Origin of the sequence: Streptacidiphilus jeojiensis (assembly GCF_042510965.1) — a bacterium.
In the GTDB taxonomy this organism is placed as follows: Bacteria; Actinomycetota; Actinomycetes; order Streptomycetales; family Streptomycetaceae; genus Streptacidiphilus; species Streptacidiphilus jeojiensis.
In genome coordinates this window covers 250,095-271,613 of the sequence record NZ_JBEUKS010000005.1, presented here as the reverse complement: position 1 = coordinate 271,613, position 21,519 = coordinate 250,095, and the positions used below count along the sequence as shown (strand labels likewise).

Sequence of the window (21,519 nt, the reverse complement as noted above, 5' to 3'; positions counted from 1 at the left end):
CGAAGGTCAGTAGGCGTTGGCGACGAACAGTTCCTGGGCCGGGAACCTGGTGAGGATCTGCGGTCCGGCCGCGGTGACCACGACCTCCTCCTCGATGCGGGCGGCGGAGAACCCGTCGGAGGCCGGGCAGTAGGTCTCCAGGGCGAAGACCATTCCCTCCTGGATCTCGACCGGGTGCTCCAGGCTGTTGAGCCGGCTGATGATCGGCCGCTCGTGCAGGCCGAGGCCCAGGCCGTGGCCGAACTGCAGGCCGAAGGCGGCCATCTCGCTCGCGAAGCCGAACTCCTCGGCGGCCGGCCAGACCCGGGCGACCTGGTCGGTGCCGACCCCCGGCTTCACCACACCGATCGCCGCGTCCATCCACTCCCGGGCCCGGGTGTAGGCGTCCCGTTGCGAGGCGGTGGCGCTGCCCACGCCGAAGGTGCGGTAGTAGCAGGTCCGGTAGCCGTTGTAGGACTGGATGATGTCGAAGAACGCCTGGTCGCCCGGGCGGATGATGCGGTCGGAGAAGTTGTGCGGATGCGGGTTGCAGCGCTCGCCGGAGACCGCGTTGATCGCCTCCACCTGGTCCGAACCCATCTCGTACAGGCGCTTGTTGGCCAGTGCGACGATCTCGTTCTCCCGCACGCCGGGCTTGAGGGCCTCGGTGATGTCCTGGTAGACGCCGTCGACCATGGCGGCCGCCATCGACAGCAGGGCGATCTCGTCCGGCGACTTGATCTGCCGCGCGTCCAGCATCGACTGCTGGGCGTCGACCACCGTCAGGCCCTGGCGCTGCATCTCGATCAGGAACGGCGGCTCGACGATGTCCACTCCGACCGGCAGCCCGGCCAGGCCCGCGTCCTGCAGCATGCCCTTGATCTCGCGGACCGCCGAGGCCATCAGGCCGGCCCCGGGGGCGATCGCGCCGCGCAGCCCCAGCATGCCGGCGCGGGAGTTCTCCGGGCGCAGCCACGGCGCGTACAGCTGGTGGTGCCGGGCCGCCGAGCCGAAGTCCCACAGCACCGGCTCGCCGCCGCGGGTCAGCAGGGCGTAGCGGCTCATCTTGTCGCCGAGCGCCCCGCCGATCCAGGTCTGGGTGGTGTAGCGGATGTTGTAGAAGTCGAAGAGCAGGAACGCCCCGCACTCGCCGGCCTCCAGCGCGGCCCGGGCCCGCCGGATCCGGTACTCCCGCAGCCGGTCGTGGTCCACCCGCTGCTCGTAGTCGACCGCGCTGTGGCCGTAGGCCGGGATCGGACGGGGCGCCGTCGCGCCCGTCGCGCCGTTCACTGAGGCACCGTCAGGCCGTCGTCGACGACGACGTTCTCGGGCCGCAGCTCCATCCCGGCCGAGCGGGCCTGCTCCAGGATCAGGGTGGCGAAGTCCTGTTCGGTGTGGCCCGCGCCGATGGCGGCGGACACCAGCTGGGCGGTGGCCGAGGCCAGCGGCATCGGCACCTCCAGGGTGCGCGCGGCGGCCAGGCCCAGGTCGAAGTCCTTGCGCAGCAGCGGCATGGTGAAGGTGGGCTTGAAGTCCAGGTTCACCAGCGCGGGGGACTTGTAGCGGGTGAAGACCGAGCCCATCACCGAGTCGTTGAGGAAGGCCAGGAACGCGGCTCGGCTGACGCCGCCCTTCTCGGCCAGCAGGGTGATCTCCGCGAGCGACTGGGTGACCACGCCGAGGAAGACATTGTGGGCGATCTTGACCAGCCGGGCCACCTCGTCCTCGCCGACGTAGGTGACGCCGCGGCCCAGCACCCGCAGCAGCGGTTCGACCCGGTCGAAGACCTCGCGCGGCCCGGAGACCGCGACCGTCAGCAGGCCGGCGGCGATGACCTTCGGGTTCCCGCTGACCGGGGCGGCCAGCAGTTCGGTGCCGCGCTTGGCGGCGGCGGCCCGTACCAGGGCGGAGACCTCGGCGGACACCGTGGAGCTGTCGACCAGGACGGCGGGGGCGGCGCCGGGGGCGGTGAGCACGCCGCCGGGGCCGGTGGTGACGGCCTCCAGGTCGGCGGAGGCGGACACCATCACGAAGACGATGTCGCGGTCGGCCAGCTCCTCGGGGCGGTCCACGACCGTCGCGCCGAGCTCGGCGAGCGGCTCGGCCTTGGCACGGGTGCGGTTCTGCACGGCGACGTCGTAGCCGGCCTCCAGCAGTCGGGTGGCCAGTTGGAAGCCCATCCGTCCGGTGCCGATCCAGCCGATCCGCGGCCGCTGGGCAGGGGTGTCGTCGGTCATCTGTTCGTTCCTCGCTGTGGGAGGGGGAGCGGCACTCGGATGGGGTTGAAGTTGCGCATCCGATTGCCGGCTGCTGTGCGTGGAAGCAGTGCGAGAATCAGCACCTGCTCTCTGCAACCGATTGCAGTCATGCTCGCGCCGCTCCCGCAGGGCTGTCAAGAGGTGGTGCGGAACGGATCCGGACCACCCGCCCGGCGATTGTGGCGGCCTGTGAAGATCCCTACACTCGCCGGATGAGCAAGCGCCCGACCATCGCCGACGTGGCCCGTCTGGCGGGGGTCCACAAGGCCACGGCCTCCCGAGCCCTGAACCCCGAAGCCGACGCCCGGGTGAGCGCGGCCACGGCGCGCCGGGTGCGGACGGCGGCGCAGGAGCTGGGGTTCACCCCGAACACCGCAGCCCGCAGTCTGCGCACCAACCGCTCCTCCACGGTCGGCGTGCTGATCCCGGACCTGACCAACCCGCTGTTCCCGCCGATGGCACGCGGGATCGAGGAGGTGCTGACCCGCCGCGGCTACACCGCGCTGCTGGCCAACACCGACAACGACCAGGCCAAGGAGCGCACCCGGTTCGAGGCGCTGCGCGGTCGCCAGGTCGACGGGTTCATCGTCGCCACCGCGCAGCGCGAGCACGCCCTGCTGGCGCAGGCCCACGCCCAGGGCGTGCCGGTGGTCCTGCTGAGCCGGGGCACCGACCTGCCGATGTTCCCGCTGGTGGCGGCGGACGACGCAACCGGGATGGAGCTGGCGGTCCGCCACCTGCTGGAGCTGGGGCACCGCTCGATCGCACATCTGGCCGGCCCGCAGACGCTGTCCACCGGCGCGATCCGCACCAGGGCGTTCCAGCAGGCCGTTCGGGCGGCCGGGGTGGCCGCTGACCGGGCGCCGGTCCTGGTCAGCGAGGCGTACTCGGTGCGGGCCGGGGAACAGGCCGCCCGGGAGCTGCTGGACCGCCACCCCGGCAGCACCGCGATCGTGGCCGGCAACGACCTGATCGCGCTGGGCGCGCTGCACGTACTGCGCGAACGCGGGCTGCGCTGCCCGCAGGACGTCTCGCTGGTCGGCTACAACGACATGCAGTTCGCGGACGAGTTCCAGCCACCGCTGACCACCGTGCACGTGCCCCACCTGGAACTGGGCGCGGAGGCGGCCCGGTTGCTGCTGGAGCAGCTGGAACGGTCGGACGGCCAGGGCGCGGGTCGGGGCGCGGGTCAGGGCCTCGGCCGGGCCGGTGCCGGGCCGGCGGCGGTGGCGGTGGCGGTGGCCAAGACCGTGCTGCTGCCGGTGCGCCTGGTGGTGCGCGACTCCACGGCCGCGCCGCGGGCCGGGAGCGAAGCCGGCTGATGATGGATCAGCTGATGTGAGGTCAGCTCACCCGGGCACGACCGGTGGTGGCCCGCGGCACCAGGGTGACGCCCAGGCTGACCGGTCCCGGATCCTGCTGGGTTGGGCAGGCGTGGTCCAGCAGCAGCTGGTCCACCGCCCGGCTGCCCAGCTCGCCCAGCGGGACGGCGAGGGTGGTCACCGCCGGGGTGGTGTAGCCGGCCAGCTGGGTGCCGCCCCAGCCCACGACGCTGACCTGCTCCGGGACCCGGACCCCGGACTGCAGCAGCCGGGCGGTCACGCCCAGCGCCATCACGTCGTTGAAGCACACCACCGCCGACGGCAGCGGTGCGCGCACCAGCTGCTCCGCCGCCAGGTTCCCCGACTCGAAGCCGGGCCGGTTCGGCGCGGACACGTCGACCTGCAGTCCGGTCTCGGCCCCGGCCTGCAGCAGCGCCTCCAGGCGGTCGTTGGCGGCCCAGGAGTTGGCCGGCCCGGCCAGGTAGAGCAGGCCGGTGTGGCCCAGATTGCTGAGGTACTGGGTCAGCTGCCGCATCCCCTGCAGCGCGTCGACCAGCACGCACGGGTAGCCGTCCACGCGCCGGTTCACGAAGACGGTCGGGCGCAGCACGCCGACCTCGGCGATCTGCTCCTCGCGCAGCAGCGAGGAGAACAGCAGGAACCCGTCCACGTCCTTGGACAGGGCGCGGATCAGCTTCTCCTCGTCGTCCGCGTCGTCGTCGCTGTCGCCCAGCAGCGCGGCCAGGTTCTGCCGCCGGGACTGGTGCTGGGCCGCCTTGACCATCTCCGGGAAGAGCGGGTTGGCGAGGTTGGGGACGATCAGCCCGATGTTCCCGGTCCGCCCGGTGGTGAGCGCAGCGGCCATCCGGTTCGGCGCGTAGTTCAGCTGCTCGGCGGCGGCGTAGACCTTCTGCCTGGTCTCGTCGCGGAAGCGCTGGGGGGCGGTGAAGACCCGGGACACGGTCGAGACCGAGACCCCGGCAACGCGCGCCACGTCCCGGATGGTGGACTGGTTGACCATTCTCTCCAACACCTCTGGCGTGCGATTGCGATGAGCTGAGCCGAGCCTATGCCGTCCGCAGGTCCGCGACGTACTACGGGCCGGTCCGGGCCCGGAGCGGAGCCGGCTCGGCGGCCTGCTCCCGGTCCCCGTCCCCGTCCCGGTCCTGGGTCTGGGTCTGGGTCTGGGTCTGGTCCAGGGTCGGGCAGTCGGTGTAGCCGTGGTCGTCACCGCCGTAGTAGGTGGAGGGGTCGGCGGGGTTGAAGGGGCCGCCCAGGGCGAGGCGGTGCGGCAGGTCCGGGTTGGCCAGGAACAGCGAGCCGAAGGACAGCAGGTCCGTTGTGCCGTCCGCGACCAGGTCCAGTTCCGGCAGCCCGGTCGGGCGGGGCGCGGTGTGGGGGTTGAGCAGGAAGACGCCGGACCAGATCCCGCGCAGCTTCCGGGTCAGCGCCCGGTCCGGCCCCTCGGCCAGACCGAGGTAGGCCAGCCCGATGCCGTCCAGTGCGGTCGCCAGGGCGCCGTAGGTCTGCGGGCAGTCCTGCTCCACCATGCCGTTGTAGGGGTTGCCGGGGGAGAGCTGGATGCCGACGCGGTCGGCTCCGATCGCCCCGGCCACGGCCGTGGCCACCTCGATCGGGAAGCGGATCCGGTTGGCGACCGAACCGCCCCAGGCGTCGGTGCGGGTGTTGGACTGCGCGGACAGGAACTGGTGCAGCAGGAAGCCGTTGGCGCCGTGCAGCTCGACCCCGTCGAAGCCGGCCGCCACCGCGTTGCAGGCCGCGGTGGTGAAGTCCTGGATCGTGGCGGCGATGTCCGCCTCGGTGAGCTCTCTCGGTTCGACGCAGGGCCGGGGACCCTGCGGGGTGAAGACCTGCGCGTCCGCTGTGATCGGGGAGGGGCCCACCGGTATCAGGCCGTCCGGGAGCAGGCTGGGGTGGCCGATCCGGCCCGCGTGCATCAGTTGGGCGAAGATGGTCCCGCCCGCGGCATGGACCGCGTCGGTGACGGTGCGCCAGGCGTCCACCTGCGCGGGGGAGTAGAGGCCCGGGGTGGCGGGGTAGCCGCGGGCCACCGGCGAGGGTTGGATCCCCTCGGAGACGATCAGTCCGGCCGAGGCGCGCTGGCGGTAGTAGGTGGCCGTGGACGGACCCGGGAGGGCGGCGGGCCCGTAGGCGCGGCTGCGGCTCATCGGGGCCATCACGATCCTGTTGCGCAGGCGGTGCCGGCCCAGGTCGATGGGGTCGAACGCGGTTGCCATGTCAGTGCTCCTCGGTGTCGTGGTCCGGGTGGCCCGGACGGCCCCCGGGGTTGCCGTCCGGCTGCGGCCACAGGCCCAGTTGGCGCACCAGTGCCAGCTCGTCGACGAAGAACCAGGCCTCGCAGATCAGGCCGTCGCGGATGCGCCACTGCCCCAGTTCGAGGACCTCGACGCTGCGGCCGGTGGCCGCGATTCCGTAGAGCTCGCCGCGGTGGGTGCCGCGGATCAGCCAGGTCGCCCAGACCCGGTCGCCGTGGGCGATGATGTCGAGGATCTCGTCCTGGCGGTCCGGGATCGAGCGCGCGTCGTAGCTGGGTCCGTCGCCGGTCCTGACCTCGGCGAGGTTGGCCATGCCCATGCGTCCGGGCCGGAAGTCGGGGACGGTGTACTTGGCGCGCTCCGAGAACGGCAGCGCGCGGAACTTCAGCACCAGTTCGATGTTGGCGCGCTCCTGCGGCGTCAACTCCGGGTCGTTCAGGGCCCTTTCAGTGGCGCTCGGCCCCGCCTGCGGTTGGGGTGGTTGGTGGACCGTCATGGCGGCTCCTCCGGTGGTGACTGCGACCATCGCTGATGGATAGTCAGATGACTTGCTGAAGACGACTGTTGGGTCACTCGCCCGAGTGGAGTACCAGGGCGCGGCCGCCAGCGCTCAGCGCCAACGCCTGCGCTGCGGACGCCTGCGGCAGCGACAGGTACTCGTCCGCCGCGACCACCGTGCTCGCCCCCGGAAGGTCGAACCGGTAGCGGCCTGCGAGCACGTAGACCGCGGTCGCCGAGGGGCCGGGTGCCCATCGGGCCCCGAGCGGGTCCCCGTCGTGCAGGCTGATCCGCAGGCCGGTGCCGGTGGCGCCGCCGTCCGCGAGCGTGACCGGATCGGACCGTCCGCCGTCCGGGCCCCGGACCAGGGCGGCGGGTCCCGGTCCGGTGCCGTCCAGCAGCCGGGTGGCGGCCTGCGCGTTCGCCCGGACCCAGGCCGGGCCGGGCTCCCCGGGGGTGCCGAAGATGGCCGGCATCTGCCGGAAGACCTCCTCGAAGCCGGCCGGGGTGAACAGGACCAGGGCCCGGGCCTCGCCCTCCACCACCTCGAACTGGTGCGGAGCACCCCGGGGGACCAGCAGGAACCCGCCCGGCCCCACCTCGTGCGAGGCGCCGCTGACGGTGAGCCGGTAGGCCCCGTCCAGGACGTAGAAGCACTCCACCGAACGGTCGTGGGCGTGCGGCGGGACGGCGGCGCCCTTCGGGCTCTCCGACTCGGTGAGGCTGAAGGCGCCCGCGGTGACCGATCCGTCGGCGACCACCCGGAACGAGTGGCCCGGCACGGCCGCCGGCCGGATGTCCCGGGTGGCGATTAACAGCCCGGTCGGGCCGGGCAGTTCAGACATCGACGTCGACCAGTGAGGGTGCCCGGGTCTCCTGCTCCACGGTGTAGAGCGAGGGCAGCGCCGGGAACTCCAGCCACTCGGGCTGTCCCTGCAGCCGACGGAACTCCTCGCCGTGCGCGGCGTCGAACTGCTCGGCTGACTCCCAGCCGGCGACGTTGACGTAGCGCAGCCGTGCGTCGGGGTCCAGCGAGAGGTGCAGCCTGCGCCACCGGAACCCCGGCTGGGCGCACATGAAGTCGTCGATCTGCGTCCACAGCGCCAGGAACGCCGCCTCACGCCCTGGCGGCACCTCGAAACAGTTGATGAAGACGACGTCTGCCATCTGCAGGGCTCCTTGGTCTTGTGCTGCCGGTGCGGCGCAGGGTGAATGCAACCGATTTAACGATGATGGGCAGCCGGTCCGGCGGTGTCAAGAAGTCTGCCGCGTCTGCGCTTGAGGGGTCGCAGTTCCAAGGCTTGTCAGAAGCATTGACCCCCCTGGGGGTGCGTGGTAAATCTCTGTGCAACCGTTTTAACAAGCATCCTGACGCAGCCTCAAAGGAGCAGCTGACATGCGGTTCTCGATCTACCTGAACCCGCAGACCCGCGGACCCGAGGAAGACGTGCCGATCATCGAGCACACCGTCGCCCAGGCCGTCCGCGCGACCCGGGCCGGGGTGCACGGCGTCGCGCTGACCGAACACCACTTCTCCGGCTACAACACCTACGGCAACAACTTCATGCTGGCCGCCCACCTCGGCTCCCAGGTGCCCGACGGCACGATGTTCCTGATGGCCGTCGCGGTGCCCACGCTGCACAACCCGATGCGGCTGGCACAGAGCTGCAACCTGCTGGACGTCATCACCCGCGGCAACCTCATCGTCGGCTTCGCCGCCGGCGGGTCCCCGGTGGAGTACGCGGGCCTGGGCCGGGACCCCTCGGTGCGGCACGAGCAGATGCTGCACAACCTGGAGGTGATGGAGCGGGCGCTGGACAAGAAGCCGGAGGACCCGGACTACGAGTGGTCCACCGCCTTCGAGCACGGCTCGCTGCGCACCAGGATCATGCCGGCCGCCTACCACGCCTCGCGTCCGAAGTTCGCACGGGCGACCCAGAACGACGAGGGCGTGGTGTGGACCGGCCGCAAGGGCTGGTACCTGTTCACCGCCCGCGAGACCGTCGACGTGATCGGCCCGCGCCTCAAGCTCTACACCGAGGCCCTGACCGAGGCCGGGCACGACGCGGCCTTCATCGAGGAGCGCCTGGACTGGAGCCTGGTCCAGAAGCAGGTGATCATCCGTGAGACCGACGCCGAGGCAGTGGCGTTCGCGCGGGCCCGGATGGAGGAGATGGGCGCGCACCAGAAGAAGAACTTCGCCATGACCGGCGACATCAAGGACAGCGCCCACCTCAAGAGCGTGGTCGGGGTCTCCCCGCAGAACCCGGACGAGTTCCTGCAGCGCGCGATGATCGTCGGCAGCCCCGCCACGGTGACCGAGCAGATCGAGGCCTTCGCCGAGGCCGGAGTACGGCACATGTCGCTGCTGTTCAACTTCGGCTTCATGACCGAGGCCGAGTCCAACCGTTCACTGGACCTCTTCCTGGACGAGGTGCTGCCGAAGTTCGGTGCGGTGGAACGCACTTCGGGCAACTGATGGCCTCCGCCGACTACGGCCTGCTGATCCTCAGGATCACCCTGTTCGCGGTCATGGGCTTCCACGGCACCCAGAAGCTCTTCGGCTGGTGGGACGGGGGCGGGCTGGACCGCGCCGAGAGGTTCTTCTCCTCCCAGGGCTTCCGGCCGCCGCGGCTGATGGCCCTGATCGCCGGTGCCACCGAGACCACCGGCGCGCTGCTCGTCGGCGCCGGCGCGGGCAGCGTCCTGGCGGTGGCCATGCTCACCGGGGTCCTCGCCAACGTCGCCGCGATCCACCTGCGCAACGGACTCGACAGCCGGAAGCACGGCTTCGAGCTCGAACTCGCCCTGCTGGCGGCGGTGGCGGCGATCGGGTTCTGCGGACCCGGCGCCCTGAGCCTGGACCACCTGCTCGCCCTGCCGCACGGTGCGCCCTGGGGGCCGCTGGCGGTGGCCGCCGGTGTGCTCGCCGGCCTGGTCGTCGTGGCCACCCGCACCCCGGCGGGCGAGCGCCCGGCGGCAGCCCCCGCGAAGGTTCCCAGCCACCGACCCTGACCAAGCGTCAGCTACGCCATACCCCCTCCACACCCCCCGCATCAGAGGAACAGGAGCGTACGCCGCACATGGAGAACTTCCTGCCCGTCAGCAGCGTCCTCGCCTCGCTCGAAGGCACCTTCGAGGGCGAGACGGTGCTGCCCACGGATCCCGGCTACGACCAGGCGCGCCGCGTCTGGAACGCCACGGTGGACCGGCGCCCCGCCGTGATCGCCTACTGCCGCTCCACCGCCGACGTCGCCGCGGTGGTCCGCGCCGCACGCGCCGCCGACCTCCCGCTGTCCGTACGCGGCGGCGGCCACCAGGTGGCCGGCCTGTCGGTGTGCGACCAGGGCGTCGTGGTGGACCTCTCCCGGATGCGCTCGATCGGCTTCGCCGAGGACGGGACCAGCGTGCGGGCCGGCGGTGGATGCCTGCTGGCGGACGTCGACCGCACCGCCGCCGAGCGGGGCCGGATCGTGCCCGCCGGTGTGGTCTCCCACACCGGCCTGGGCGGTCTCGCGCTGGGCGGCGGGTTCGGCTGGACCTTCCGTAACTTCGGTCTGACCTGCGACAATATCACCGGCGCCGAGGTCGTCACCGCGGACGGAAGCATCGTCCGGGCCGGTGAGTCGGACGGCGAGGACGCGGACCTGCTGTGGGCGCTGCGCGGCGGTGGCGGCAACTTCGGCGTCGTCACCGAGTTCACCCTGCGCACCCACGCGGTCAGCGACGTCCTGTTCGGGCAGGCGGCCTTCCTGCTGGAGGACCTGCCCGTGGCGGTGGCGCACTACGTGGCGACCATGGAGGCGGCGCCCGACGCGCTGAGCGCCATCTGCATCACCTGTCTGGCCCCGCCGATGCCCGGCATGCCAACGGAGTTGGTGGGCCGCCCGGTGGTGCTGGTCAACGCGGTGTGGTCCGGCGACCTGGAGTCCGGCGCCGGGCCGATGGAGCAACTGCTCACCCGGGGACCGTCGGTGATGAGCTTCCGGGCCCGGATGCCCTATGTGGCGGTGCAGTCGATGCAGGACGACCTGCATCCGCACGGGCGCTCCAACTACAACAAGTCCCGCTACCTGGACCGGGTCGACGACACCGCGATCAAGGCCCTGCTGGAGGCCGGCGGCCGGCTGCCGGGGCCGCACGCCCAGATCGAGGTGCTGCGCCTGGGCGGGGCCGCGAGCCGGGTCCCGGTGGACGCGACCGCCTTCGCCCACCGCGGGGCCGCGTACATCCTCAATGTCGTCGCGGCCTGGACCGAGCCGGACCAGGCCGCGACCCAGATCGGCTGGGCCCGCGACACCAATGCGGCGCTGGACTGCGTCGGCTCCGACGCCGGCTACATCAACTTCCTGGACACCGAACCGGACCGGGTCCGCAGTGTCTACCCGCCGCGGACCTACCGGCGACTGCAGGCGATCAAGCGCCGCCTGGACCCCGACCGGGTCTTCCGCGGCAACGTCCCCATCGAACCGGCGCCCTAGGTCCAAATCCCTTGCCACGCAAGCCCGCAAGCCCGCAAGCCCGCAAGCCCGCAAGCCCGCAAGCCCGCACGCCCGCACGCCCGCACGCCCGCACGCCCGCACGCCCGCACGCCCGCACGCCCGCACGAGAACACCGCAGGAGTACCCCAGTCCCAGCCCTCCACCCCACCACCACCATTGGATGCGGCATGTCCCAGAACCCAACCCCGCCCGAGTCCGGCAGAAGCCTGCCGCTCCGCACGCTGATCGCCTGCTGCCTGGCGATCTGCATCGCCCAGACCGCGCTGGCGATCCCCGCCACCCTCAACGGTCTGCTCCAGTCCTCCCTGCACACCACCGGATCCCAGCTGACCTGGATCTCCGACGCCACCCTGCTGCCCGTCGCCGTGCTCGAACTCACCTTCGGCGTCCTGGGCGACCTGTTCGGGCGCAAGCGCCTGCTCGTCGGCGGCGCGCTGCTGCTGGCCGTCGGCGAGGCGCTGTCGGCCGGCGCGGGCGGCGTGCACTACCTGTGGGCCGGCCAGGCGCTGGCCGGGGTCGGTGCCGCCGGGATCCTCCCCAGCTCGCTGGCGATGGTCGCGGTCGGGACCCGTACCGCCAAGCACCGTGCCACCGCCATCGCGGCCTGGTCCGCCTGCCTTGCCGCCGGTGGCTTCGTCGCCCCGATGCTCGGCGGCATCACCGGCAACTACGGCTCCTGGCGCTGGTCGTTCATCGTCCTGGCGATGCTGGGGGTGGTCAGCGCGGCCGTGGGCCTGATCGCCCGCGACTCCAGGGCGCCGCAGGGCCGATCGCTCGACCTGCCGGGCCAACTCACCATCGGCATCGGCCTGTTCGCCCTGCTCTACGCCGTGATCCAGGGGCCCACCGACGGCTGGGGAGCGGCCCCCGTGGTCACCGCCTTCCTGATCGCGGCGGTGTTCCTGGCGCTGTTCGTTGTCGCCGAACTGCGGTCCGCGGCCCCGCTGCTGCAGCTGGACCTGTTCAGGAACCGGGCCTTCAGCGTGGCCGCCGCCGTCGCGGTGACCGGGATCTTCAGCTTCATCGGCACCTGTTACGCCCTCAGCATCCGGCTCGGCCCGATCCAGCACCAGAGTCCGCTGCGCATCGCGGTGGCCTTCCTGTTCACCAACGGACCCACGCTGGTGCTGGCCCCGGTGACGGCCAGACTTCTGCACCGGGTCTCCGCGCGCTGGCTGCTCAGTGGCGGTTTCCTGCTGATCGCCGCAGGCGACCTGCTGCTGGCCCGGCTCCCGGTCACCGACCTGGGGCTGCCCTCGCTGATCGCGCCGCTGATCCTGATCGGTCTCGGCTTCACCCTCGCGGTCTCCTCCATCACCGCGACGGCGGTCAACACCGTGCCGATCAGCCTGGCCGGCATGGCCAGCGGTGTCACCAGCCAGCTGCGCGACTTCGGCGCCACCCTCGGCCCGGCCCTGATCGGGGCGGTCGCCCTGAGCCGGGCCGCCACCGGGTTCAACTCCGCCCTCGCCGGCTCTCCGCTGCCGATCGGCGTCAAGGCGGCGGTCGGGCAGATCGCCACGGCCGGCGGGCCGCTGGCGGTCAACTCGCTGCCACCCCAGTCACCGCCCGGCGCCGCGGCGCCGCTGGCCCTGCACGCCCTCGGCGACGGCTACTCGACCGGATTCCTGGTCTGCGGCGCCGCCGCACTGCTGTCCTGCCTGCTCGCCGGACTGGTCCTGCACGGCAGCCACGGCCGCGTCACCGCGCCCGAACCGGACATCGACACGCTAGCCGCTCCAGCGATCGCCTGACCGCACCGGCCGCGGACCACCGAGGCCCGGGTCCGCGGCCTTGCGCCTGGCCGGTAGCTACTCCAGGTCGTCCGGCAGCAGACGGAAGGCAGGGTGATCCGTGAGGGGGCGGACGGCCCGGAAGTGGCGTCGGTCGACGGTGAAGATCGCATTGGTGCGGAACTCCGCAGCGAGGGCGACGTTGACCGCGTCGGTGAGGCCGATGTTGAGATCCCTGTACCGCTTGAGCACGACACGTGCGGCGGGGAGATGCGGACCGACCTCTGGGATCTCGAACCGCCCCACGGCCTGACGGTCGATGATGTCATCGAGCACGGACATCGCAGCTTCGGGGCTCACGCCCGTGGACGCCAGATAGTCCAACTCGGCCAGGACCAAGGGCGAGATGACCAGATGGCCCACCGTCTTGAGCGCGAGCCGACAGGCTTCGTGATCCGGTTCGTCGCCGAAGTAGTAGGCGAGCAGTGCCCCGGTGTCGCCGACGACGGCGACCTCGCTACTCACCGCCCGAACCCCCGCATCAGCTCGTCCCGGTCAGCGACGAGTCGCCCTCCGCCACCGGGGAGAACCGGTGCGTCGTCGAGCTCGTCGCCCATGGGGTCGGTGCGGAAGGGGTAGTGAGCCGGAGCCAGGGAGGGCGGAACGAGGGTGGCCACATGGCGACCGTCCTTGGTGACCGTCACGATCTCCCCCCGCTCGACCGCCCCTATCACCCTGGCCGTCTGTTGGTTCAGCTCCCGCATGGTGGTCTCCATGGGGGAAGTGTACTACGGGGTACTACATGGCCGCCTGCGCGAGGAGGCGCTGGAGCCAGCGGGTGCGGGCGTTGCGTGCGTCCTGGCTGAGTGCCGCGCGCGGTGCCAGGCCGTCGAAGCCGTGGTAGGCACCGGGCCATACGTGCAGTTCCGCCTGGCCTCCGGCCTGCCAGATCGCGTTCGCGTAGGCCACGTCCTCGTCCCGGTAGATCTCCGCCGACCCGACCTCGACATAGGCCGGGGGGAGTCCGGAGAGGTCGGTGGCGCGCGATGGGGCCGCGTACGGCGGTAGGTTCGCAGCGCCGTGGCGGTCGCCCAACAGGGCCTTCCACGCTGTGGTGTTGGAGGTGAGACCCCATACGCCGTCGTCTGCCAGCTGATGACTGGAGAAGGTGGTGCCGCGGTCGTCGAGCATGGGACACAGCAGCAGTTGCCCCAGCGCCCTGGGGCCGCCGCGGTCGCGGGCCAGCAGGGCCAGGGCCGCGGCGAGCCCGCCACCTGCGCTCTTCCCGCCGATGACGATGCGGTCCGCGTCGATGCCCAGTTCGGCGGCGTGCCCGGCCGCCCAGACGAGTCCGGCGTAGCAGTCCTCCAGCGGCTCCGGGTACTGGGCCCGGGGCGCCAGCCGGTACTCGACGGAGAGGACGGTCAGCCCCAGGGGGAGGGCCCACTCGCGAAGGATCCGCGGAAGCACGGACCATGCGTTGCCCATGACCATCGCGCCTCCGTGCATGTAGTACAGCAGCGGCAGCGGTCCCACCAGTCCGGACGGCCGCGCGCTCACGAGCGTGACCTCGGGGCCGTCCGGCGCTCCCGGTACCCGGAGTTCCGCGACCGCGAAACGGCCGTCGGCGCGAAGCTCCTCCGCGGTGGGCCTGGGCCGGGCCGTGGCGTCCTGCTGCTGCCGGGCCCGCAGATTGCCCGGGGTGACCGGCTCCCTCGACTCCACGCCCAAGTCCGCCAGTGCGACGTTCAGTTCGGGGTCGTAGGGGGGCGCCGCCCCCGGTGTTCCGCTGTGGCCCATGCGGGGTAGCCAATCACAGGGTCACGGCTTGGGCAGGGTGCAGCCCGGGAGGGTGAGGTCGAAGCGGTTCCCGGAGGCAACGCAGGCGGGGATCTCGTAGGTCTCCTCGGCGTAGTTGGTGCCCTGGTGCACCGTCACATTGCCGTTCTGGTCGACCTCGCAGGGGTTGTCCAGGGTGCAGCGGGCGCCGTCCTCGTTGCCGGTGTTGTTGACGGCGACCACCAGGCCGGTGGAGGTGTCGATGACCGGCGAGCCGGAGGTCCCGCCGATGGTGTTGCAGGTCGAGGTGTAGCGGACCGAGTCCTTCCAGACCCAGTTGCTCTCGTTCAGCCGGTACACGAAACCGTCGATCGAGCACGAGTAGGTGGTCTTCCAGTAACCGGAGACGACCTTGATGGCCGCGCCCGCGGTCGGGTGCGTCGCGGACAGTCGCAGCGGCGCGATGCCGTAGGAGGACTGGATCTGCGCGTAGGTCTTGCCCAGTTGGTAGATGGTGATGTCGGTGTCCGTCATGGTCGCGTACGCCACCTTGACGGCGCGGAGCGTGGCGAGCTTGCGTCCGGTGGAGCTCAGCAGGCTGAAGCTGCGGGTGGAGGCCTGGTCCACGACCACCTGGCCGGGGTCGAGGAACCCGGTCTCCAGGCAGTGCCCGTTGGTCATCACCAGCGCCGGGTCGCTGGACACGGACGAGGGCATCGCGATGAGGGAGCCCGAACAGTCGTCGAGCGCGACCGTGCCGGCGTAGGTCACCGTGACGGCCGCCGGCGCGGGCGCCGATGCGCGTGCGTACGCCGATGCCGGCGCGTACGACGGTGCCGGCGCTTGCGACGGTGCGGCGACCGCGGGGCCCGCCAGGCCCAGCAGCGCGCCTGCGGCGGCCACGAGCGCGGCCAGGGTGGCGCGGAGCGGGTGCTTCATGGGTGGGAGTCCTCTCACGACCGAGCATTCGGTTGGATTGTCATGTACATCATCGCGAGAGGGGCTGCCCCGGACAAGACCGCGGGGTCAGCCGGCGGACTCAGGGCTGTGTACCAGCGCCGGCGCCGGTCATGACGCCGGTCACGGCGTCGGCCCGGTCGTGCCGAAGCGGGAGCGGTACTCCGTCGGGGTGGTGCCCAGGTGGCGGGCGAAGGCGCGGCGCAGGGTCTCGTCGCTGCCCAACCCGCTGCCGTAGGCGGCCGAGGTGACGCTGTCTCCGTCGAGGAGGAGCTGCTGGGCACGGTCCAGGCGGACCCGTTCGAGCCAGCGGGCGGGTGTGGTGCCGAGTTCGGCGTGGAAGATCCGGGTCAGGTGACGGGGACTCACGGCCATGCGCGCGGCCATGGCGGTCAGGCTGTGGTCGGCGGCCGGGTCCGCGAGCACGGCGGCGACGAGTGAGCGCAGCAGGTCGCCCCGCGCCGGCGGGGTGGTGACGGCCGTGGAGAACTGCGACTGGCCGCCGGGCCGTCGCATGAACACCACCAGCTCGCGGGCTACGGCCCTTGCCACGTCGGCTCCGTGGTCGTCCTCCACCAGGGCCAGGGCCAGATCGATCCCGGCGCTGATGCCCGCCGACGTGACGTAGCGTCCGTCACGGACGTGAATGGCGTCGGGTTCGAGGCGCACCCGGGGGTAGCGGCGGGCGAGTTCCCCGGCGTGCTGCCAGTGCGTCGTCGCGCGGCGTCCGTCGAGCAGGCCGAGTTCGGCGAGGACGAAGGCGCCGGTGCACACCGATGCGACCCGTTCCGCCCGCTCGGTGAGGGTGCTGACCGTGTCGAGGAGTTCCTGCTCCACGGGTTGCTGCGCCAGCCGGTCGCCTCCGGCGACCACGACCGTGTGCAGTGGCCCGGCGTCGGCCGCGGTCACGGCGCCGGCCAGGGTCAGCCCGGTCGAGGTGGTCACCGGGCCGCCGCGCGGCGAGACCAGGACCGGCTGGTAGGGCGGGGCGTGCCGTCCTGCCTGGTGCAGCACCTCGGAGGGGCCGCTGACGTCGAGCATGGTCACGTCGTCGAAGATCACAAAGCCGACCCGGTGCTTCATGTCCGGATCTGTGGTTTTCCTGGCTGAAGGGACATGGCCCCAGCCTACGTCCCCGACAGAAGGTGGACAGCACAAGGACAGATGAACCGACACACCGACATGACGATGACGGAGGCAGTCATGAACCAATGGATCGCAGGCGTGGCCATCCCGGACAGTGCTCTGGCCCGAGAGGCGACCGAGCTCGTGCGCGAGGCCGCGTCGCCGCTGCTGTTCGACCACTCCAGGCGGGTCTTCCTGTGGGGTGCGCTGCGCGGGCGGGAGCAGGGGACCGACTTCGACGCCGAGCTGCTCTACGTCGGAGCGATGTTCCACGACCTCGGCCTCACCGAGCGCTTCCGCGGCTCGCAGCAGCGCTTCGAGCTCGACGGCGCCGACGAGGCCCGCCGGTTCCTGCACGCCCACGGCATCACCGGCGATGCCGCCGACCGGGTCTGGACGGGAATCGCCCTGCACACCACGCCGGAGATCCCGCTGCACATGGCGCCCGAGATCGCCCTGGTCACCCGCGGTGTGGAACTGGACGTCCTCGGCATCGGCTATGACCTGGTCCCGGACGAGCAGCGTGCCGCCGTGGTGGCGGCGCACCCCCGCCCGGACTTCAAGAACGGGATCCTCGCCGCGTTCACCCGGGGCATCGAGCACCGTCCCGGCACCACCTTCGGCAACGTCAAGGCGGACGTGTTGGCACACTTCGCGCCCGGTTTCGTACGCGGCGACTTCGTCGAGGTCATCAAGGACTCCGCCTGGCCGGAGTGACAGCTCACATGTCCAGGACGATGTCGGTACCGGGCCGAGCACAGCAGATGAGCACCTCGCCGTCGGGCGGGGGCTCCAGCGGGTCCGGGGCGTAACTGACGTCGCCGGACAGCCGGTCGCGGCCCGGGGTCACGGCTTGCGGGCGACCCCGGCGTAGATGCCGATCCGCTCGCTGCCCTCGGCGGGCTCGCTGTCCGGGCGCCAGAACGGGGCCAGCACCAGGCCCGGCTCCAGCAGCTCCAGGCCGTCGAAGAACCGGCGGATCTCGGCGCCGGAGCGCAGCTCCAGCATCGCGGACACCCGGCTGTAGGCCGAGTCCACACCGGCCTCCTCCTCGGCCGTCAGCACGTCGTTGGTGCCGTGGGTCAGCACCAGGTGGCTGCCGGACGGGAGCGCGGCCAGCAGCCGGGCGACGATGGCGTGGGGCTGGTCCGAGTCGGGGACGAAGTGCAGTACGGCGACCAGGAGGAGTGCGACCGGCCGGTCGAAGTCGATCAGTTTCCGCACCCCGGGCGCGGCCAGGATCTCCTCGACGTCGCGCAGGTCGGCCTGCAGCACCGCGGTCTCGCCCTGGCCGGTGCCGGCCATCAGCGCACGGGCGTGGGCCAGCACGATCGGGTCGTTGTCCACGTACACCACCCGAGCCCGCGGGTTGACCTGCTGCGCGATCTGGTGGGTGTTGCCGGCGGTGGGGAGGCCGGTGCCGATGTCGAGGAACTGGTCGATGCCCTGCTCGGCCAGGGTCCGCACGGCGCGCTGCAGCGCCGCGCGGTTGGCCCGCGCGGCCGTCCTGGCCTCCTCGCCCAGCAGCAGCATCGCCTCGCCGGCCTCGCGGTCGGCGGCGAAGTGGTCCTTGCCGCCCGGGAACTCCCGTAAATCGCACACCCGTGTGATGGGAGCGCGCATCATGGTCGACATGTTCACCTCGGACTACGACGGCTGCGGCAAGTGCTGGGTCGGGAGTGTGAGGCTGTCCCGCAAGACTGACACAACTCACAGCCCCGAGCGGCAGCGTGGTCAGATTCTTGGTGCAGCGGCGGACTGCGGCGGACACATCATCGCGTGGTCGGACGACCTGGAGGTCTCCGGGGCGACGGACCCACTCACCCGCAAGGGTCTTGGCCCTTGGCTGCGCGGGGAGATGGGCCCCTATGACGGAGTCGTGGCCGCCAGCGTGGACCGCGTAGGGCGCAATGTCCGGGACACCCTCAATACCCAGGACATGCTGACCAAGCAGGACCTCGTCATCGTCACAGCCGACCACAGCGGGGTGTGGGACTTCACCGACCCCGCGCAGGAGAACGAGTGGATGATCAAAGCGTGGGGCTCACAAATGGAGCTGCGGAACATCCAGAAGCGCAACCGCGACGAGACCGCACGGGCCCGCGCAGCAGGCCAGCCCAAGCAGAAGCCCAGCTACGGCTACATGTACGTGCGGCTGTTTCCGAACGGCCCCATCGATCATGTGGCGTACGATCCGATTGCCAGCGAGATCATTTGGAACGTCAAGCGGCGCATCCTGGCGGACCGCACGGGCAAAATCACAAAGGCTACGGAGGCAGCCCGGTTGACTCGGGAAGGGGTGCCCTCTCCCGACGATCGGCGTGCGCAGCTCTACGGCCGCCCCATGAAGGGGTCGCCGTGGACTGCCAAGACTGTAGGCGTGATCCTTACCAGTGAAGCAGCGTTGGGCTACCTCATGCACCAGGGCCGCCCGGTACTCGACAAGGACGGCCGTCCAGTCCGGATCGCACCCCCGTTGTGGGACCAGGCCACACGTGACGCGCTGATCGAGGCGACCACTCCCAAGCGCGCGGGAAGCCGAGCCCCGAAGGGCGTCAACCGTTGCTCGGGCCTCAGCTTCTGCGGCAACTGCCAAGCGCGCCTGTACATCGCAGGCCGCAGCGGTCCGGAGATGGCCTACGGCTGCACGGCCCGAGTACGAGGAATCATCACCTCGCAGGCGTGCAAGCCCGCACCGTCCATCAAGATCTCAATCTTGGACGGAGAAGTGGAGACATGGTTCCTGGGAACGTACGGCACCCATGAGGTCATGGAGCGGATCTACGACCCGGGCACCGGATACGCGGAGCGCATTGCGGCTCTACAGGCCGACAAGGCCAGGTTGCGCAGTGACCGTCTCGCAGGGCTGTACGACGACCCGGAAGAGGACGTCTGGTTCAAGACCAACTATGCCCGCCTGAATCAGGAGATCGAGGAGCTGAGGAAGCTCCCGGAGCGCCCCGCAGGCATGCGCACCGTGTCCACCGGCATAACGATCAGCCAGAAGTGGGCTGCCGCTCATGACGATGCCGAGCGCCGCGAGATGCTCGATGAGTACGGCGTGCGCGTGACGCTGTTCCCCGAGACTGCGCCGCAGCGCTTTACGATCACAGGCACCGTGTTCGCCCTCAGCCAGAGCGCCTGACCCCAGGCAACCGACGATCCCCGAGGGAGCTAGCCCTTGGGGATCGTTGGTGCGTCTTGCCCTTGTGCTCAGATCGGCGTCAGCGACGCCGCCGTGAAGCGGATCAGCATGGAGTTTCGCGTCTGGTAGAACAGCGGCCGCAGGTCGAGCACAGCCGCCGAGGGCCCGCCCACCCGCCCGAGGTCGGCGACTACCGCAGCACCGAGTACATCGGTAGCCGCCCAGGGGGCGAAGTCGAGACGGAACCAACCCAGTTCGGCCCGCTCAGCAAGCTGAAACATCAACGCTTGCTGCTCAATGCAGCCGACCATGACCGGCAGCGGTACAGCGCGACATGTGACCTCCCAGCCGCCATCGGAGCCCCTGCGGGGCGCAGTCCCGTCAAGAGCGGCGCCCACCGTCGTAGCAGTCTCCAGTGATGGCGAGGTGACCCGCCATTGATCATGATCCTGGACGTGGAATGCGCCGGCGGTTTGCTGGTCAGCGGCCATGTTCACCCTCCCGCGCGTCCTCCCGTGCCGGTTCGCGGGAGCGGGCCAGGTCTTCGGCGATGCCTGCTGCTAGCAGTGCTTCGCCGGGGGTATAGCCACGGCCGACGTAGCGCCAGTTCGACTCCACCGCTGTCCCGATCTCTGCCGTCGCAGGCCGTCCAGCGCGGTATTCGCTCCGTTCCGCGCGCAGGGCCCGGAAGGTGGTGGAGTAGACCCGGGTCTTGGAGAGGCACTGGCCTCGGTACCCAAGGTTGTGCGCGCAAGCCCGCAGTCGCAGGTGTTCCAGTTCCGGCAGGCTCCCCAGCCGCCAGCACGTCCCCACCAGTGCCCGGACGTGTGCTGTGGCCCGCAGCGTCTGCACGTCGGCATGCGACATGATCCGCCGGTCCAACGCCCCCGAGTCGTCAACGCTCTTGCTGGTGTACTTCGCCACGTAGGCGGCAACCTGCTCATCGCCGATGCTCTGGTCGTCGCCACCGCTCAGCGGGTGCGCCTCGATCTGCTCACCGAAGACCAACCAACGGTCCCCGTAGGCGGATGACACCGGGGCCGATACCGCTACCGCAGCAGCCGCCGTCATGAGTGTGTCGAGCACCAGATCCGCCGTCGCCCAGGCCGGGGGCGGGTACTCAGGACCTGTCGGCCCATCCAATCGGATCACAGCGTGGAAGTGGATTGACCCGCGCCGCTGGTACTCCGCCACCTTCGCCACCGACACACGCAAGGACTTCCGGACTGCCGACCAGCCGACCCCGGAACGTGTGCCCAACTGCCCGTAGAGGGTGTCTCGAAACCCCTTCCACAGCCTCCCGGCATGAGCGTTCCACAGCACGTGGCCGACATAGTCGTAGCAGTGCGAACACAGGGCCTGTCCCACCAGAGGGTCTGACTCATCGTGGCTCTGTCCGCAACCGCCAGGTGTCCCGTGCTGGCATCGGTTGGCGCGAATCCCGTGGCAGTCGCCCGCCCGGTGCACCTTCCCGAACGAGGGGGCCGTCAGGGTGGCGAACACCCGGGGGTGGGAGGTTACTGACGCAGGGACGCCCTTGCCGCCGACCAGGCCAGCGCGAACCAGTTGGAAGGTGTCGCCCTGGTACTGCCAGGAGCAGGACGGGCAGTAGGAGGCGCGCCGGTTGCGGCACCGCATGACCAGTCGCTCACCGGGTTCGTCACGGGTGCTGTAGTGACGCAGGATCTCGCCGGTCCCCGGGTCGACGTGGGTGTTGTGGCCGGACAGGTAGATCGGGTGCGCGCATCCGCCGGTTGCGGTGATCTGCTCCAACCACCGTTCCAGGTTCGGCGTTTGGCCAAGCCGCACCAGGTCTCGATCAATGCTGTCCAGACGCGCCAGCCGGTCCAGGTACTCCAGGTGGGCACGGCGCGCGTCCGGGTTCTCAAAGGGATTACCGGTCATCTCGGGTGGCTCCAGGGGA

The 21,519-nt window shown here is 70.9% G+C and carries 23 protein-coding genes; 7 read left to right on the top strand and 16 right to left on the bottom strand.

Translation table 11 applies throughout. The features are described 5' to 3' along the window. Nucleotides 1-6: 6 nt before the first annotated feature. On the bottom strand, nucleotides 7-1,269 hold the full coding sequence (locus ABUW04_RS16210; protein WP_380565419.1) for a M24 family metallopeptidase: 1,263 nt from the start codon (nucleotides 1,267-1,269) through the stop codon (nucleotides 7-9). Continuing rightward, the gene (locus ABUW04_RS16205; protein WP_380565418.1) at nucleotides 1,266-2,216 is read right to left on the bottom strand and encodes an NAD(P)-dependent oxidoreductase; all 951 of its coding nucleotides are present in this window, start codon (nucleotides 2,214-2,216) and stop codon (nucleotides 1,266-1,268) included. The genes ABUW04_RS16210 and ABUW04_RS16205 overlap by 4 nt, the downstream gene beginning before the upstream one ends. A 233-nt stretch (nucleotides 2,217-2,449) precedes the next feature. On the opposite strand from ABUW04_RS16205, the gene ABUW04_RS16200 reads away from it, so the two are divergent. After that, nucleotides 2,450-3,559: a LacI family DNA-binding transcriptional regulator gene (locus ABUW04_RS16200; RefSeq protein WP_380565416.1), complete on the top strand. Its 1,110-nt coding sequence runs from the start codon at nucleotides 2,450-2,452 to the stop codon at nucleotides 3,557-3,559. A 22-nt stretch (nucleotides 3,560-3,581) separates the two neighbouring features. Here ABUW04_RS16200 and ABUW04_RS16195 read toward each other — a convergent pair whose 3' ends face one another. The 5 genes from ABUW04_RS16195 to ABUW04_RS16175 form a co-directional block, all read right to left on the bottom strand. Continuing rightward, nucleotides 3,582-4,553 carry a LacI family DNA-binding transcriptional regulator gene (locus ABUW04_RS16195; protein WP_380565415.1) on the bottom strand — a complete coding sequence of 324 codons (972 nt, stop codon included), beginning with the start codon at nucleotides 4,551-4,553 and terminating at the stop codon, nucleotides 3,582-3,584. A gap of 100 nt (nucleotides 4,554-4,653) precedes the next feature. Further along, nucleotides 4,654-5,817 (bottom strand): alkene reductase, encoded by a 1,164-nt coding sequence (locus tag ABUW04_RS16190; protein WP_380565414.1) that lies wholly within the window; start codon nucleotides 5,815-5,817, stop codon nucleotides 4,654-4,656. Nucleotide 5,818: 1 nt separating this feature from the next. Then, nucleotides 5,819-6,352: an ester cyclase gene (locus ABUW04_RS16185; protein WP_380565413.1), complete on the bottom strand. Its 534-nt coding sequence runs from the start codon at nucleotides 6,350-6,352 to the stop codon at nucleotides 5,819-5,821. 73 nt (nucleotides 6,353-6,425) lie between these two features. Further along, nucleotides 6,426-7,199: a cupin domain-containing protein gene (locus tag ABUW04_RS16180; protein ID WP_380565412.1), complete on the bottom strand. Its 774-nt coding sequence runs from the start codon at nucleotides 7,197-7,199 to the stop codon at nucleotides 6,426-6,428. Next, a complete protein-coding gene (locus ABUW04_RS16175; RefSeq protein WP_380565411.1) occupies nucleotides 7,192-7,521 on the bottom strand; it encodes an antibiotic biosynthesis monooxygenase family protein in 330 nt (109 codons plus the stop codon). Before ABUW04_RS16175 ends, ABUW04_RS16180 begins: the two co-directional genes overlap by 8 nt. 229 nt (nucleotides 7,522-7,750) lie before the next feature. On the opposite strand from ABUW04_RS16175, the gene ABUW04_RS16170 reads away from it, so the two are divergent. The 4 genes from ABUW04_RS16170 (at nucleotide 7,751) to ABUW04_RS16155 (ending at nucleotide 12,610) form a co-directional block, all read left to right on the top strand. After that, on the top strand, nucleotides 7,751-8,833 hold the full coding sequence (locus ABUW04_RS16170) for an LLM class flavin-dependent oxidoreductase (RefSeq protein ID WP_380565410.1): 1,083 nt from the start codon (nucleotides 7,751-7,753) through the stop codon (nucleotides 8,831-8,833). Further along, nucleotides 8,833-9,369 carry a DoxX family protein gene (locus tag ABUW04_RS16165; RefSeq protein WP_380565409.1) on the top strand — a complete coding sequence of 179 codons (537 nt, stop codon included), beginning with the start codon at nucleotides 8,833-8,835 and terminating at the stop codon, nucleotides 9,367-9,369. Before ABUW04_RS16170 ends, ABUW04_RS16165 begins: the two co-directional genes overlap by 1 nt. A 68-nt stretch (nucleotides 9,370-9,437) precedes the next feature. Further along, a complete protein-coding gene (locus ABUW04_RS16160; protein WP_380565407.1) occupies nucleotides 9,438-10,835 on the top strand; it encodes an FAD-binding oxidoreductase in 1,398 nt (465 codons plus the stop codon). Nucleotides 10,836-11,023: 188 nt separating this feature from the next. Then, nucleotides 11,024-12,610: an MFS transporter gene (locus tag ABUW04_RS16155; RefSeq protein WP_380565405.1), complete on the top strand. Its 1,587-nt coding sequence runs from the start codon at nucleotides 11,024-11,026 to the stop codon at nucleotides 12,608-12,610. A gap of 57 nt (nucleotides 12,611-12,667) precedes the next feature. Here ABUW04_RS16155 and ABUW04_RS16150 read toward each other — a convergent pair whose 3' ends face one another. From ABUW04_RS16150 to ABUW04_RS16130, 5 genes are all read right to left on the bottom strand, one after another. Continuing rightward, nucleotides 12,668-13,114, bottom strand: a complete 447-nt coding sequence (locus ABUW04_RS16150; protein ID WP_380565404.1) for a PIN domain-containing protein — start codon at nucleotides 13,112-13,114, stop codon at nucleotides 12,668-12,670. Then, entirely contained in the window at nucleotides 13,111-13,365 is a 255-nt protein-coding gene (locus ABUW04_RS16145) for a type II toxin-antitoxin system Phd/YefM family antitoxin (protein WP_030249347.1), read from the bottom strand. The genes ABUW04_RS16150 and ABUW04_RS16145 overlap by 4 nt, the downstream gene beginning before the upstream one ends. Nucleotides 13,366-13,387: 22 nt before the next feature. Further along, nucleotides 13,388-14,389, bottom strand: coding sequence for an alpha/beta hydrolase (locus ABUW04_RS16140; protein WP_380565402.1), 1,002 nt, complete (start codon nucleotides 14,387-14,389; stop codon nucleotides 13,388-13,390). 21 nt (nucleotides 14,390-14,410) lie between these two features. Continuing rightward, a complete protein-coding gene (locus tag ABUW04_RS16135) occupies nucleotides 14,411-15,307 on the bottom strand; it encodes a S1 family peptidase (RefSeq protein ID WP_380565400.1) in 897 nt (298 codons plus the stop codon). 141 nt (nucleotides 15,308-15,448) lie between these two features. Next, the gene (locus ABUW04_RS16130) at nucleotides 15,449-16,408 is read right to left on the bottom strand and encodes a GlxA family transcriptional regulator (protein WP_380565399.1); all 960 of its coding nucleotides are present in this window, start codon (nucleotides 16,406-16,408) and stop codon (nucleotides 15,449-15,451) included. A gap of 120 nt (nucleotides 16,409-16,528) precedes the next feature. Here ABUW04_RS16130 and ABUW04_RS16125 point away from each other — a divergent pair, with 120 nt between their 5' ends. After that, entirely contained in the window at nucleotides 16,529-17,167 is a 639-nt protein-coding gene (locus tag ABUW04_RS16125; RefSeq protein WP_380565397.1) for an HD domain-containing protein, read from the top strand. 4 nt (nucleotides 17,168-17,171) lie between these two features. On the opposite strand, the gene ABUW04_RS16120 is transcribed toward ABUW04_RS16125, so the two are convergent. Together ABUW04_RS16120 and ABUW04_RS16115 are read right to left on the bottom strand one after the other, a co-directional pair. Continuing rightward, on the bottom strand, nucleotides 17,172-17,300 hold the full coding sequence (locus tag ABUW04_RS16120; RefSeq protein WP_380565396.1) for a hypothetical protein: 129 nt from the start codon (nucleotides 17,298-17,300) through the stop codon (nucleotides 17,172-17,174). After that, on the bottom strand, nucleotides 17,297-18,076 hold the full coding sequence (locus ABUW04_RS16115; RefSeq protein ID WP_380565394.1) for an SAM-dependent methyltransferase: 780 nt from the start codon (nucleotides 18,074-18,076) through the stop codon (nucleotides 17,297-17,299). Before ABUW04_RS16115 ends, ABUW04_RS16120 begins: the two co-directional genes overlap by 4 nt. Here ABUW04_RS16115 and ABUW04_RS16110 point away from each other — a divergent pair. Then, nucleotides 18,075-19,595, top strand: coding sequence for a recombinase family protein (locus tag ABUW04_RS16110; protein WP_380565392.1), 1,521 nt, complete (start codon nucleotides 18,075-18,077; stop codon nucleotides 19,593-19,595). The genes ABUW04_RS16115 and ABUW04_RS16110 overlap by 2 nt on opposite strands. A gap of 68 nt (nucleotides 19,596-19,663) precedes the next feature. Here the strand turns inward: ABUW04_RS16110 and ABUW04_RS16105 are convergent, their stop codons facing one another. Together ABUW04_RS16105 and ABUW04_RS16100 are read right to left on the bottom strand one after the other, a co-directional pair. Continuing rightward, entirely contained in the window at nucleotides 19,664-20,086 is a 423-nt protein-coding gene (locus ABUW04_RS16105; protein WP_380565390.1) for a hypothetical protein, read from the bottom strand. Next, a complete protein-coding gene (locus ABUW04_RS16100; protein WP_380565389.1) occupies nucleotides 20,076-21,500 on the bottom strand; it encodes a replication initiator in 1,425 nt (474 codons plus the stop codon). The genes ABUW04_RS16105 and ABUW04_RS16100 overlap by 11 nt, the downstream gene beginning before the upstream one ends. Between the last annotated feature and the right edge of the window lie 19 nt (nucleotides 21,501-21,519).